16 protein-coding genes are annotated in these 13,526 nt (G+C 69.5%); 1 reads left to right on the plus strand and 15 read right to left on the minus strand.

Annotation, left to right across the window (positions count from 1 at the left end; genetic code table 11):
* Positions 1-38: 38 nt before the first annotated feature.
* From ACPPVT_RS07445 to ACPPVT_RS07470, 6 genes are read right to left on the minus strand one after another with little or no spacing between them, the layout of a single operon-like run.
* Positions 39-1,046 carry a hypothetical protein gene (locus tag ACPPVT_RS07445; protein WP_426566371.1) on the minus strand — a complete coding sequence of 336 codons (1,008 nt, stop codon included), beginning with the start codon at positions 1,044-1,046 and terminating at the stop codon, positions 39-41.
* A gap of 14 nt (positions 1,047-1,060) precedes the next feature.
* Complete coding sequence (locus ACPPVT_RS07450; RefSeq protein WP_426566372.1) at positions 1,061-2,356, minus strand: hypothetical protein; 1,296 nt, start codon at positions 2,354-2,356, stop codon at positions 1,061-1,063.
* A gap of 3 nt (positions 2,357-2,359) precedes the next feature.
* Positions 2,360-3,316, minus strand: coding sequence for a hypothetical protein (locus ACPPVT_RS07455; RefSeq protein ID WP_426566373.1), 957 nt, complete (start codon positions 3,314-3,316; stop codon positions 2,360-2,362).
* Positions 3,313-4,482 (minus strand): Gp37-like protein, encoded by a 1,170-nt coding sequence (locus tag ACPPVT_RS07460; protein ID WP_426566374.1) that lies wholly within the window; start codon positions 4,480-4,482, stop codon positions 3,313-3,315. The genes ACPPVT_RS07455 and ACPPVT_RS07460 overlap by 4 nt, the downstream gene beginning before the upstream one ends.
* 1 nt (position 4,483) lies before the next feature.
* Positions 4,484-5,443: a hypothetical protein gene (locus tag ACPPVT_RS07465; RefSeq protein ID WP_426566375.1), complete on the minus strand. Its 960-nt coding sequence runs from the start codon at positions 5,441-5,443 to the stop codon at positions 4,484-4,486.
* An 11-nt stretch (positions 5,444-5,454) separates the two neighbouring features.
* Entirely contained in the window at positions 5,455-8,562 is a 3,108-nt protein-coding gene (locus tag ACPPVT_RS07470) for a phage tail tape measure protein (protein WP_426566376.1), read from the minus strand.
* A gap of 93 nt (positions 8,563-8,655) precedes the next feature.
* Here ACPPVT_RS07470 and ACPPVT_RS07475 point away from each other — a divergent pair, with 93 nt between their 5' ends.
* The gene (locus tag ACPPVT_RS07475) at positions 8,656-8,886 is read left to right on the plus strand and encodes a hypothetical protein (RefSeq protein WP_426566377.1); all 231 of its coding nucleotides are present in this window, start codon (positions 8,656-8,658) and stop codon (positions 8,884-8,886) included.
* Here the strand turns inward: ACPPVT_RS07475 and ACPPVT_RS07480 are convergent.
* From ACPPVT_RS07480 to ACPPVT_RS07520, 9 genes are all read right to left on the minus strand, one after another.
* Entirely contained in the window at positions 8,869-9,099 is a 231-nt protein-coding gene (locus ACPPVT_RS07480) for a hypothetical protein (protein ID WP_426566378.1), read from the minus strand. The genes ACPPVT_RS07475 and ACPPVT_RS07480 overlap by 18 nt on opposite strands.
* 107 nt (positions 9,100-9,206) lie before the next feature.
* Positions 9,207-9,779: a hypothetical protein gene (locus tag ACPPVT_RS07485; RefSeq protein ID WP_426566379.1), complete on the minus strand. Its 573-nt coding sequence runs from the start codon at positions 9,777-9,779 to the stop codon at positions 9,207-9,209.
* Between the two features lie 89 nt (positions 9,780-9,868).
* Positions 9,869-10,378: a hypothetical protein gene (locus ACPPVT_RS07490; protein ID WP_426566380.1), complete on the minus strand. Its 510-nt coding sequence runs from the start codon at positions 10,376-10,378 to the stop codon at positions 9,869-9,871.
* A gap of 1 nt (position 10,379) precedes the next feature.
* Complete coding sequence (locus tag ACPPVT_RS07495; RefSeq protein ID WP_426566381.1) at positions 10,380-10,529, minus strand: hypothetical protein; 150 nt, start codon at positions 10,527-10,529, stop codon at positions 10,380-10,382.
* A 42-nt stretch (positions 10,530-10,571) separates the two neighbouring features.
* Positions 10,572-10,988, minus strand: a complete 417-nt coding sequence (locus ACPPVT_RS07500) for a hypothetical protein (protein ID WP_426566382.1) — start codon at positions 10,986-10,988, stop codon at positions 10,572-10,574.
* Between the two features lie 14 nt (positions 10,989-11,002).
* Positions 11,003-11,377 (minus strand): HK97-gp10 family putative phage morphogenesis protein, encoded by a 375-nt coding sequence (locus ACPPVT_RS07505; RefSeq protein WP_426566383.1) that lies wholly within the window; start codon positions 11,375-11,377, stop codon positions 11,003-11,005.
* Positions 11,378-11,389: 12 nt separating this feature from the next.
* A complete protein-coding gene (locus ACPPVT_RS07510) occupies positions 11,390-11,833 on the minus strand; it encodes a DUF6093 family protein (RefSeq protein WP_426566384.1) in 444 nt (147 codons plus the stop codon).
* A gap of 2 nt (positions 11,834-11,835) precedes the next feature.
* Complete coding sequence (locus ACPPVT_RS07515) at positions 11,836-12,195, minus strand: hypothetical protein (RefSeq protein WP_426566385.1); 360 nt, start codon at positions 12,193-12,195, stop codon at positions 11,836-11,838.
* 212 nt (positions 12,196-12,407) lie between these two features.
* A complete protein-coding gene (locus tag ACPPVT_RS07520) occupies positions 12,408-13,526 on the minus strand; it encodes a hypothetical protein (protein ID WP_426566386.1) in 1,119 nt (372 codons plus the stop codon).

Genomic DNA, 13,526 nt, shown 5'->3' on the forward strand with positions numbered 1-13,526 from the left:
CAGGGGTTGGTCCAGGCATGGACGTCGAAGCGAAGTGCTCACGGGTACTGCCCGAACTCGGCCAGCAGCCCGTTCCATGCGGCCAGGAGCGCCGAGTCGGTCTGGACCCGGTAGTCCCCGGCCGCGCCGGCGACCGTCCACGGTGTGTTGAACCAGCCGCAGAAGTGCGCGCCGTTCTTGCGCGCCTCGCGTGCGGAGGTGACCATCCAGTCGACCCGGTTCTGGATCGACGTCGGGTCGGCCAGGTAGGCGTTGCCGAGGAAGAAGCCCCACGCCGCGGCGTCCCAGTCCAGGCCGCGGGTGATGGCGTAGTCGCCGATCCGCTTCGGCATCTTCACCGCGTCGCGGGTGGCGACCATGTGCCCGGTGCCCTTGTCTTTCGCCTGCGCGTACATCGACACCATGAGGTGCTTGACGTCCGAGGCGATGAACGTGTCCGCGACCAAAGGCTGGTAGATGGTCTGCGGCATCAGCGACACGGACGGCTCGAGGTAGGTCTTCCCCGCCGCGATGGCTTCGGCGATGGCCTGCCGCAGTGGAGCGGAGTCGCTGATGTAGAGGTCGCCGCGGTAGACGTAGTTCGGGTAGGTGCCGGTCCGGTACGGGGAGTCGTTGTCCTTCTCCTGCCCGAAGCTGATCCGCACCTTCCCGGTGCGGGTGGCGGGGAACGTGGCGAGCATGTTGCGCGCCTGCGTCAAGGTGTTCGGTGACGCTGCGATGAAGAACTGCCAGTCGGAGGGGTAGTGCGCGCAGATGTTCGCCCAGTCGTAGTCCGCAGTGGACGTCCAGTACTGGTAGGCGCCCTCGGAGTGCAGGGCGGCCACGGACGCGTCGATCAAGGCGACGGTCCCGACGCCGCCGCCCAGGCCGAGGGTCATCGTCCCGGTGGGGTCGATGTCCGGCGGGGGTGCGACGGACCCGCGCACGACCTGCCAGGACGACGCCGTGGCGATGGTCCCGTCCTGCTGGATTTCGCCGCCGAGGCTGAGGGGGATGAGGGTGTCGACCCCGCCGGGCTTGACGAACTCGAAGAACCCCTCGGTCATTGAGGTGACCACGGTCAGGACCAGGGGGCGGCGAGGGTGGAGTCGGACAGGTCGTGGCAGGAGAACCGCATGACGGCGTTCGCGTTGGCGCCCAGCGGGTACCCAAGCCGGATCGTGTCCGGTATGCCAGAGGAGCCGGCACCGAGCGTGCCGGTCGACTCGAGCAGCGTGCCGGAGTTCCCCACGTAGAAGTTCCACCGTTGCGAGGAGCCGCCAATGAAGTAGTCGGCCCGGTACCACGTGCCCACGGAGAACGCCGTCGACGTGGTCTTGACCGTGGTCGCGACGTTCTTGACCTGAATCTGCCCGCCGGCCTGCAGCTGCAGGAGTCCCAGCGACGGGGAAGTGGTGGAGGTGGAGCGGGCCTCCCAGAAGTTGGCGTTGCCGGTGACGGAGATGATCTTGAAGAAGAACCGGCCGAAGGTGACCGGGTCGGTGAGGCCGGTGTCGGCGAGGTAGCGGATCGACCCGGCCGCGAACTCAGCCGAGGTGGTAGGACCGGTCAGCCCGCTTGGGCGGTCCGTGACGTACACGGCCTTGTTGCTGACGTCCGCGCTGTAGCCCTCGAGGACGGCGGTGACGTTCGCGGCTGCGGCGCCCTGGCCGAGCGTGTGGCGCTTCAACGGTGCCGCCGCGGGACGGAATAGCACGACGTCCCCGGCGGGCAGGCCCAGGGATGAGACGTCGATGCCGACGTCGACGACATGCACGGTCCTGCCGCCAGGGACCACAGCCCCCGTCGGGTCCACCGTCAGCGCGGTCCCGGCCGGGGTGCCCGTGTCGGGGACGTTGAAGTCATCCAGTTCGCGCAGCGAAGTCGGTGGCGCGGGGACCGTCGAGGAAAACGACACCTTCTTCGTCACTGGGTCGACCGTGACGTTCACACCCTGCCCGGACTGCAGGGTCGTGGCGATGATCCCCTCGACGGCGTCTGCGTCGACCGACTCGCTCGCGGTGGCGATGTGGTTGGTCAGAGCCTGCGCGGTGGCGTCAGCGAGCGCCTTCGCCTCCGCGGCGAGCGTGGCCGCCGCCTGCATCCGCGCCTTCTCCTCCTTGGAGTAGAGCGTCTGCCAGAGCGACTCGCCCTCCGGCAGGATTTCGATGACCGGGTGGGTGTCGGTGTCGTCGACGTAGCTGAGGTACCCGTACAGGTTCGACGTCCAGGCACCGAGGTCTTCCAGGGTGAATGCGTCGCGGACCTGGACGGTGACGTCGCCCGGGTCGGGGCGCTTGACCTGCCCGGCGTTGTCCGGGTCTGGGACCTCGATGTACAGCGCCCGGTCGTCCTTCGTGCTGAACGTGTTCGACATGGGTCAGGCCGCCTTCGGGAACCAGCTGCAGCCGTCCAGCTGCACCCATGGGGTGGAATCGGCGCAGTTGAGGATGACTACGCCGTTCGTGTTGATCTGCAGCCGGGCGGACGTGCTGGCCCCGGAGAACGAGGTCAGGAGCGTCATCTCGACGAGCCGGGCGGGGCAGAGCTCGTCGGGCAGGGTGAACAGGGTGACGTCGGAGTCCGGGACGAAGTTCGCGCCCACAACCGAGCGCTTCACCTGTCCTTCGATCCAGACCCGCCCGCCGGCGACGCCGATCCGCGGGGTCAGGCCGGCACCCGTCACCACGCTCCCCGTCAGGGAAAGGTCATCCCAGTCCGGCAGCGTCAGGCACTTCCACTCGCCACCGGTCGCGGCAGCGTTGCGGACTCGCAGCCAGTCGTTCACGCCGTCGTGCAGGCGGGTGCCCAACGCGGCGTCGGACGGCCGAACCCCGGGCGGCGCCCACAGCTGCGGGCCGACGTACTGGCGGTAGTCGGCCTTCGCGGCCAGCGACAGGACCTGGGAGGGCTGGCGGGTGACACCCCATACCTTGCGGAACGACCCGCCGGACGGGATGGTCACGGCGGTGTCCAGGGCGGCGTACAGGGACAGCGGCCCGTCGTCGGTGGACTCGTTCGCCGGGTTGTACATGACGCCGATCAGGTACGTCTTCGCGGACCCGGTGACAGCGGCCAGTGTGAGGCCGTGGGCGGGCGAGACGTGCAACTCGAAGCCGCGGTAGCGGTAGTAGCCGACGCCGACGGTGGCGGTGTCGTCGACGGCGGACAGGGTCAGGCGCAGGTCGCCGGAGTGGTTGATGTCCAGGCCGGATGCGGACCCGTCGGCCAGGACGATCCCGCCGGCGTCGTCGAACAGGGTCCGCCACAGGACGTGGTCGATGTTCGCGTCCGGCCCGGAGACCGACGCGACGACGGGTCGCGACACTGTGGTCACTGGGACACCACCTTCCGCAGCTGTCGCTTCATCGCCAGGAACTCCTTCTGGGTGCGGGTAAGGCCGGCCTCGTCGGAGCCGATGACGCCGGTTACGGTCACGGTCGGCGAGCCGGGGTCGCCGGAGATGACGGTGGTGATCTGCTGCAGCCGGTCCTGCACGACCCAGCGGCGCAGGTCGACGGTCACGAGGTCGCCGAGTTGGACGTCCACGCCGAGTCGCAGGTCCGGGAGGTCGATGACGGGGGCGTTCAGCTGGACGGGCTGCGCACCAGTTGCGAGGGCGTCGTCCCCGGCCTTGTCGAGCTCGCCCGTGTCGCTGGTGCTGGACTGGTCGACGGTCTGCTCAATGCGCCGACCCCACGCCGTCTCGGCGGCCGTGTCCTCGCGTTCGCGCAGGACCCGCAATGCCCCGAGCCCACCGCCGGCGACGAGCCCACGTGTCAGGTCCGGCCTGCTGAACCGGACGTAGGCGCCCTGTCCGACGCCGGCCGTCCCACCGGAGTAGCCCGAGCCGAACCGAGCCGTGGCCGTGCGGTCGGTCGAGGCCGTGACGGTCACGTTCAGGTCGGCCTCGTCCTGCAGGACGGTGACCCGCAACCCCGCAGCGATCGCGATGTCAGCGACCAAGCGGCCGAGGGAGTCGAACCGGGCCTTGAGGTTGTCGATCGTGCCGCCGCGCCCGAGGGACGATGGGACGACCAGACCGGACACGCGACGCGCGGCGACCGCACCCGGCCCGGCGTTCTTGTCGATGTAGTGCAGCGCAACGGTCTCCGCGGGAGAGGACGTCTGGACGTCGTAGTCCGTGGCCTGCGACTCCCACACGTGCGCGGGATCGGGGTAGACGTCCCGATCCCACAGGTGGATCAGGTCCGACTCGAACGTGAGAGTCAGTTGGTCGCCGTCGAACTCGTAGTCGACGTCAGCCAGCACCCCGGAGAACCGGCGCCCGGACCCATCAGAGAGGGTGCATCCGCCGTCGAGCTGGTCGACGCCCAGGGTCGGGGCGGTCTGGCAGAGCGGCCACAGCGCGTCCCAGCGTCCGGTGACCTGCAGGGTGTCCGCGATGTTCCAGCGCTCGTCGAGCGCGCCCTGCCAGTCGTTGATGATCCGCCCGGAGGACAGGTCTGCCTTACGGACGCGCAGCGTCCAGGGGCCGGCCACGTCAGCCCCACAACGTCTCGAACAGCTCGGTCCCGTACACGCGCGCGCGGGTGTCGCTGCTCGCGCCCGTCATCACGATGGAGACGGTGGTGGCGCCGGGCTGGAACGGCGCCCACTGCGGTGAGTCGCCGATCAGCAGCTCGTCCGCGCGGACTCCGTTGAGGGTCAACGACTTCGTCCGGCCGGTCTGCAGGACCAGGAGGTCGCCGGTGTCGATCGCGTCCAGCGTGACGTCCAGGCCGGCCGGGCTGGTGATGTGTGTCGAGTCGGCGGGCCCGATCAGCTCGACGGTGCCGGGGGTGGGGACGTCGCCGCCGATGATCACGGGCATGTTCGCGCCAAGGGCCACGGACGCGGTGATCGCGCGGGGGAACCCGTCGGCCGGGTCGTTCGACAGGAACGGTGCGACGATGGGCAGCTGCACGACCGGCGTCGACCACTCGCTGCCGCGGCAGTACGGGTCCACGGCCAGCAGGGTCACGCCATCGGCCCGCCACCACCCGAACATCTGGTCGGAGCCGTAGTCGCCTTCCATGCCGGACAGGTACGTGCACCGCAGCACCCGCCGCGTCCCGTCGCCGTACCCGACGAGGTCGAACGTCCCCTCGGCTGCCACGTAGTCGCGGTCGCGGTAGTTCAGGAACGACCGGACGCTGGCCAGCTGCTTGAGGTGGGTACGCCAGTCCCGATCCGCCGGACGGGTGTGCACGGGGATGAACACCTGGCGCTCGAGGTCGCGGATCTCGTCGATCCGGGAGCCGGGCAGGCCGGGGAGTTGGCGGCGGATGACGTCGCGGGGCGGGACGTCGATGCCGGTGATGCCGTTGAGGGCGATGAACTCGTCCCCGGCCCAGTCGATCAGGCTTGTCCCGTCAAGGGACTCGAACTCCAGGCGGCGGGTGTCCGGGACGATGATGGAACGGTTGTCGGGCAGGGTCACGATCGTTGCGAGGACCGGCACGTCGAGCCCCTTTACCCGTAGACCCGTGTGAGTGCCTCGCGGTGTCGTTCGCTCAGTGCGATCTCTCGGGCGATCTCAGCGGCTCCCGGGCCCTGTGCGATGACCTGGATGGTCTTGGATACCCCGGGTGCCTGGACGGTCACCTGCGGCGCTGTGGAGGCGCCTGAGACGAACCGCTGGGGGCTGGACCAGCCGCCGACCATGCCGCCGTCTGCGTACTTGTCGGCGTTGATCGCGCGGAGCAGCGGTAGGTTCCTGGCGGTCGATGCAGCGTTGATCACGTACTCGCCGTTGGAGACCATCGCGGGGATGGAGTCGGATGTGCCCGTCCCGGGGCCGGTGATCAGGCCACCCGACGCGGGGTGCACGGCAGCGTGGTGCGTGGATGCGTGAGGCACAGCAGTGTGAGGCATGCCCGGCGCCGCGATCCCCGGGCCGGGCAGAGTCTTGGGCGCGTACAGGATCTGGACCCGCTTCTGCGCCGGCAGGTTGTTGAGCTGCTGCGCGAACGCCGCGACACTCGACGCCGCCGGACGCAGGCCAGGGACGGAGAAGGTGATCGCGTGCTTGGTCGGCAGGCCGCGGACGGTATGGCCCAGCCCTGTCACTCCAAGGCCCGCCTTCGTGGTTCCGGACGTCACGCCTGCGGCGATGGAGATGCCGAACTCGGCCGCGATCCGCTTCACCTCACCGGCGCCGATGTGCAGCTGCTTGGCCAGTGCCGCCGCAGTCGCCTTGCCGCCCGCCGAAGCCTCGGCCTCGGTGATCCTCATAGCGGCCGCGAGATCGTGCGTCATCGTGTCGGTACCCGACTGCAACGCCAGGTTCGTCAGCCGTGCTTCCTCCAGCACGCGGGCCTGGATGTTGCCGAGCGCCTTCTCGGACTGGTTGGCCATCCTGATGAGCCGGTTCGAGTGGTCACCGACCATCGTCCGAAGCGCGGGCCCAGCCGCCGCCGGGCCCGCCTCGAGCAGACGCGCGATGATGGTCGGGTCCAAGCCCCGCCGGGTCGCCGCGGCAATGTCAGATGCGAACGCCCGGGCCTTGCGCAGCGTCGTCTTATACGACGCGGTCAGCTGTGCGGCGGCCGTCCCGGCCTTCTTGCCGGTGTCGATGGTGAAGCTGGTCAGCACGTTCGTGGATGACTGGAACGCAGAGGCGACCTTCTGCTGGTACTTGTCCAGCTCCTCAGCCAGGCCCTGGACGGCCTTGTCACTGGACTTCGCGGACGGTCCGAGCAGGAGCATCGCGTCGGCCATGGAGCGCGTGACCGGGATGCCGTCGGCTGTCGCCTGGGTGTGCTTCTTGGTCGCCTGGGTGTCGGCGTTCGCCTTGTCCTTCGCCTCGTTCAGGGCCGCGCCGTACTGCTTGAACTGCGACGCAACGACCTTTAGCGGCACACCCTGTTGGACGGCCGCCTGGGTCAGCCGCTGGAACGCGGTCGCAGCGTCGTCCGCGTGGCCGGTGCGCACGAGCTCTGCCAGGCCGGCGTCGAGCTGGCCGACGTCCTTGTTGAACTTGCTGGTTGCGGCGCCCATCCGCTGCCAGCGGCCGATGCGCGCGTCCCAGCCCTGGTCGAGAGCGTTGAAGGCGTCGGTCCCGAAGTTCTTGAGCGCCTCACTCGACGACGACAGGCCACCCGAGAGGCGCTTCCCGGAAACGGTGAGGCTCTGCAGCCCGGCGTCGCCGAGCTTCCCGGACTTCGCCAACTCCTGCAGGGACGCAGCCATCTGCTTCGTGCCGACGGTCGCGGTCTCGGTCTGCCCGATCCAGTCGCCGATCCCGTTTGCCGCCTCGGCTGCCGCGATGACCGTGAAGCCGCTGCCGACTGCGACGAGCGCCGCGCGGGCTCGCACGGCCGAGACGCCGACTCCGGTCAGCGCCGTCCTGACCGCAATGATCTTCGGGGTCAGCGTCAGGAAGGCGCCGCCAGCGAGCGATGCCGCTGCGGCAGTGGTGAGCAGGGCGAGGCCGGTGGCCTGCACCGGCTTGGGAAGCCCCCCGTACAGGGTGGCCAGCTTGGTGACGGCCTGCGTCATCCCGCGCAGCGTGGTGTTGCCCGACGACCCGGTCTTGATCAGGTCGTTCTCCAGCGCGGCCCGCAGCTTGGCAAGGTCGCCCTTGAGGTTGTCCATCTTCCCGGCCGCCTGCTGCGCGGCGAACGCGGCAATGTTGATCGAGGTGCCCCAGTTGGCGTTGACCTTCGCGCCGTCGGTCATCAGGATGTTCGCGCCCTGGATGGCGTGCGCGCCGAAGATCACCGCGAGGGCATGGGTGCGCACTGCCGGCGTCAGGCCACCGAAGGACTTCTGTAGCCGTCCCGCGAGCTCGCTGGAGTGAATCAGACCGCCGTTGGCCGACTCGACTGAGAAGTTGTACTCGTCCATCACGGCCTTGGCCTGCTTGGACGGGTTCACCAGCTGCAGCAGCATCTGCCGCACCAAGGTGCCGCCCTTCTCACCGATCTGCGCGTTCTGCGCGAACTCGGCGAGCGTGCCGACCGTCTCCTCCAGCGACCACCCGAACTGGTGGGCGACCGTACCCGCCGACGACAAGGCGGACCCCAGGTCACCGACGCCACCGAGGGCCTTGTCCGCCCCCGCCGCGAGAAGGTCCGCGATGTGCGGGACGTCCTTGCCGGACAGCTTGAACTGCGTCATCGCCGACGCCGCGATCTCGGTGGCCTGAGCCACGTCGATCTGCCCGGCGGCGGCGAGGTTCAGGGCACCGACCAGCGCGCCACCGAGGATGTCCTTGACGGACAGGCCCGCCTTGACGAGTTCGGTCTCAGCCTCAGCGGTCTGCTTCGCCGAGAAACCGATCCCCTGGCCCATCGACAGGGCAGCGTTGGTCAGCTGGTCCATCTCGGACGCGGTCGCGTGGGACAGGGTCTTGACCTGGGACATCTGAGCGTCGAAGTCCATGAACGTCTTGACGCTGATCGCGACACCGGCAGCCAGGGCAGCGCCGGTCAGGAGCATCGCCCGCCCGGACTTCTCCCACGCGTCCTTGTTCTTGTGCGCAGACGCAACCATCCGCTCACTGGCCGTGGTCGCTGACGCTGCGGTCCGCTTCGCTTCCTCGCCGACGACCTTGGTGGACGCAGCGGCCTCCGCCATCCCACGCTTGAATCCATCGACCTCAGCCCGGAGGCGGACGACAACCGAACGATCAGCCACGGTCCGCCCCCATCCGGGTGTTCAATGGGTGGTATGAGCACCGCAGAAGGTCAGGTCCGGGCGGGGAACAAGGCCATCGCCGTCGGCGTCGTGTGCCTGCCGGTCGGGCTCCTGCTGGCCGCCGTGATGTGGGTACTGGCGTCGAACAACGTCGGCGACGCGGGCCTGGTCGGCGCGGCTGGGCTACTCGGCTACGCCCTGGTGCTCATCGGCGGCGGCGCCCTGATCGTCGGCGCCGTGAAGCGACTACTGACTCCCGGCTGACAGGAACCGCGGGTCGGGCTCGAAGCCCTCGCCGTAGGAGTCGTCGACCACGCCGACCTTGCGGCCCGCCTCGGGGCGGTCGTCAGCCTGCGCGAGCTCGATGACCCGGCACGCCTGGCACAGCCGCTCGACCTTGGAGTAGTAGCCCTCCATGTCCTCGTTGTGGGCCCGGTTGATCGGGTGCCCACATGAGCACAACGACGACTCGTACATGGTCAGCGCCAGGGCCAGGATCCGGTCCTTGAGCGTCCACTCGTTGCGGCCGAAGCGGATCAGGCCGGGTGGGACACGCCAGTCACGGGCCGTGCGGACTTCGGCGACTACGCCAGCCCATCGCGGCCGGGAGAGGACGTCTGCGAGAAAGGGCCGCTGATCATCGGGTCCTCGCTCATGGCCCGATTCAGGGCCTGCACGAGCCGCATGATCTGCAGGTCGCCCAGCCTCTCGCGCAACGCGATGATCTGGGCCGCGGTGGCCGAGTGGATCACTGAGCCGTTCGGCTGCTCGACTCGGACGACCGCGGCGGCCAGCTGGAACGCGGTGAGATCCGCGGCCTCCTGCCCATCAGGCTTGGCTGCCTCGGCCGCCTTCGCGGCATCGTCGACCTCATCAGGCAGAAGCGCCCGCAGGTGCCACGTCGTCCGCGACGCGGACATCTGCTCCTCGAGCACCTCAAGCGCGGACAGCAGTGCGTCGGGGGAGTCGTCATTCAAGCCCCGGTCGTCGGCCGGCGTGTTCTTCGCCCGCTCGTAGCGGCGCAGCAGGTCTTCGGCCTGGGCGACGAGGTCACCGCGGCCGACGATCTCGCAGGACCGGACGGTGGGCTTGCTGCCGTTGATCCACCCGTCCAAGTCGAACGAGTCGGGGGCCAGGTCGTCGGGAGTGCTGGTCATGGTGTTCCTTCTGCCGGTGATCTGCCGGTGGGAGGGGACGTGCAGGAGGGGCGGCGCACCGGCAGGAACACCGCCCCTCCGTCTGGGGGTCAGGCGGCGACGACTGCGCCGACCTTGAACGAGCCCTGCTGCAGCAGCGGGACGGTCAGCTTGAGGTAGCCCTCACCGGTGCCACCCTGAATCTGCGGGTTGTCCGTCATGAACTTGAAGACATCCACGACGTCGGTGGCCACGACGGCAGCCGAGGATGCCTTGCCGACCCGGCGCACGACGTAGCCCACGATCCCGGCCGCGTTGAACGTGGCCAGCAGGTCCACCGAGGACGTCGGGGCGCCCGAGGTGAAGTCGCGGAAGAGGACGAGGTTGCCCTCGTAGTTCCCGATGGTCGGGACCACGACGTTGGCTGTGTCCGTGATGGCCTTCTCGTTCGTGGTGTCCGACGCGGATGCCTGCACGTTGGTCGTGGTGACCACGAACTGCGAGATGTCCTTCACGGACCCGGCAGTCAGCTCGGCGGCGGTCGGTGCGGTGACGACCGCGACGCCACCCGCGGGAACCCACAGGTACTTCGTGATGCCAAGATCGACGATCCGCGGCATGTCAGTCCTCCTTCTTGGGGGCCGCGGGGTGCGGCTTCTCGATCGCCGGTGGGGCCGGCGTGAAGTCCACCTCGCTGACAGCGGGCGGGGTCTGCTCGCCGATCTGGACCTCGATCGGCTGGAACTCGTCGGACGGGGTGTGCTTGGGCATCGCGGTGTCTCCCCTTCCGGGGGTCGAGGACGATCGGGGAGGTCAGGCGCGGGCGCCGTAGATCGCGAACTGGTCCACGGCGAACAAGGCGGGACTGCTGGGCACGTCGTTGTCGGGCTCGACCGGGCGTGCGAGGTCGAGCTCGTACGGCCCGAACTGCCAGCCGTCGACGTCCGGGACGACGTCGATGAGCGCGGCCCGGCAGGTGTTCCGCAGCCACGACACGGCCCGACGGGACGCCTTGGACCCCTTGGTCGCGTAGGTGAGCTGGAACCGGTACGTGCACAGGTCGCTGGTGTGCGCGACGTCCCCGGCCCACGGTGTGCCGTCGTCGAAGTAGCCGACGACGTATCGGAGCGGGATGTCGGACTCGTTCGCCGGCAGCTTCCCGTCGTAGAACGGGACAGGCGCCAGGGCTGCCGACAGGAGGACGACGGTCGCGTCGGGCAGGTCGGCCACAGCGCCCCCTTGGGTCAGTCGAGGATGTGGGCGGTGAGCTGCTCGATCGCCAACTGGAAGAGCACCGCACCCCGGTCGAACGCGGGACCCATGTAGGCGTGTGGTGCCATCCGGGAGGTGCCGAACTCGACGTAGGCGCCGTAGTTCGCGGTTGGCCCGATCTCGGCTTCCATGGCCAGTGACCGGCCGTCGCCGCGCAGGTCGGTGCTGATGCTGTTGCGCAGGTTGCCGGTGTCGACGGGGCAGAACAGCTTGGCGTTCCGTTCGATGTCCGATGCCGATGCGCGGACGGCAACGGCGGCGAGCCGGCCGACCCGCGCGCTTGCTTTGCCGAGGTCGGCGGAGAGGCTGTTCAGCTGGTCGATGCCTTCGAACCAGACGGAGACCATGACGCCCTCCGATCAGCCGAGGTTGTCGTTGCACATGAGGTCGCGGGTGAACCGCTCGGACCCTGACTGCACGTCGTCGACGATCAGTGACCGGCCGGCGAGGCGGACGTCGTTCAACGCCGCGGTGACCTTGACGAGCCACCCGACGGCGACGTCGTCCGGCACCGGAGAGTTCGAGTCGCTCTCGTCGAGCTGCACGAGGTAGCCGCGGAACGTCACCATCTGCTCGGCCTGGTCGACGGTCCGGCCTTCGCCGGTCACCACTTGGATCCGGGCTCGGCCGGTCCATCGGGTGGTGGGCTCAGCGTCGCTGGTGTCGCCTGTGTCGGGGTCGAAGTCGCCCCCGTCCGCGCTCGGTTCGAGGAGCTGCACGGTGGCGTTCATCCCGCCGGCCGCTACGACCTGGTGGTGCTTCGACCAGCCCGCCGGGATGACCCGCGTGCTCGGGAAGGGCACGGTCAGCACCAGCTGACGTGCTCGGGCCCGCACCGCGGCCGGAAGTCGACGACCGTGAACGCGTCGTCGTCCAGCTCGCCCAGCTCGGCGGCCTGCGCGCGCAGTGCGGTCGCGCGGGCGCGGAGCTCGGCGGACACCTTCGTGCCGTCGGTGGCCAGGTCCTGGGTGCGGATCACCTTGGACACCAGGACCTCGGACACGGCGATCGCCTCGAGGGCGGCCGCTGCGGCGAGCTTGACGACGCCCGCCTCGAGGGCGAGGAACCCGGCGACCTGGTCGTCGTCGAGGACCTGTTCGTCGGGGTCTTCGGCGACGTCGGCGATCAGGAGGCGGACCTGCCCGTCGGGGGTCGTGTAGTCCACCAGGGCCTCCCGGGCGTTGGGGTGGTGTCGGGGACGCAGGACGCGCTGCTGCAGGGGCGGAAAGGACCGGGCGGTGGACGCCCCCAAGCGGCCTTAACGACCAGCGTTGAATGTCCCGTGCGGTTGCCCGGGGCCGTGTTGACGCCCCCGACACCCACCCCACGTCACCCAGCCCCGGGGGAGGGCTGGGTGACGGGAGAAGGAGCCGGCGGTCAGGAACCGGTGGAGACGAACGTGCCCTCCACGTAGCCCTGAGCCGCGCCGACGACGTGCCGCATGCGGTACTCGACGTCGTCGTGCTCGTGGTCGCCCTCGTTGGGGTCGACCGCGCCGCCGCCGGGGCGGACGGACCCGGAGGCCTTCTGCCGCAGGTCCGGCGTCTCGTGGCCGCGCAGGAACGCGGTGAACACCGACGGCCGCTCCGAGTTCGGGTCGGCCACCAGGAACCACGTGGTCGGCGCCTTCGCGTCCTTGTTGATGACGGTCAGCCACCGGTTCTCGACGAGCTTCGGCGTGCGGGACAGGCCGTTGCCGTTGATGTCCGTCAGCGTCGAGCCCGAGCCCGTGCCCGTCTGGGTGCGGACCTGGGTGGTGCTGATGATGTTCTGCGCCGTCAGGAGCAGCGCGGTCGGCACCATCAGGATGGGCGTGCCCACCTCGACCGGGTTGCCGGCGTCGTCGACCTGGTTGGTGACGATCTGCAGGGCCGCCTCCAGGTTGACGGCGGACAGCGCCGTGGTCTTCGGGGTGCCCAGCCACGAGGCCGGCCCGGACACGGTGGCCAGGACCGACGTGGTCAGGTAGTCCTCGGTGCGGGTCGCCGCGGTGGCGAGGTCACCGGGGGCCGCCTGGAAGGCGCCCAGGTCGTCGTTGACGCCCATCTCCCACGACCACGCGATCGCCCGGCCGTACTTGGCGACGAGGATCTGGATCTGGCTGTCGGTGTACGACCCACGCGGGTACGGCTCGTGCTGAGCCACCCGCTCGAGCAGTGCGTTGCCGCCCAGCAGGTCCACGATGTTCGTGGCCCGGAAGTCCCGGACGGTGGTGCGGCGGGAGTACTGCTGCCACACCGGCTGCGCGGCGGCGTACCGCTGCGCCAGGGACCGGGACAGGACGTCGCCGAACACGTAGGAGAAGTCCGAGGTGGACATCGCCTCCGCGAGGACGGTGAGTGCGTTGCGGTTGCCGGACGCAGCGAGCGCGAACAGCTGCGTCGCCTCGGCGACGGCCTTGCGGTGCGCGGGGGAGCCGCCGGGCCGCGACAGCGCGGTCCGCTCGGCAACCGCCGCGGCCACGTCGGCCGCGCCACGGAGCAGGGTCTGGGTCAC

This window comes from Angustibacter sp. McL0619, assembly GCF_049994355.1.
Taxonomy (GTDB): domain Bacteria; phylum Actinomycetota; class Actinomycetes; order Actinomycetales; family Angustibacteraceae; genus Angustibacter.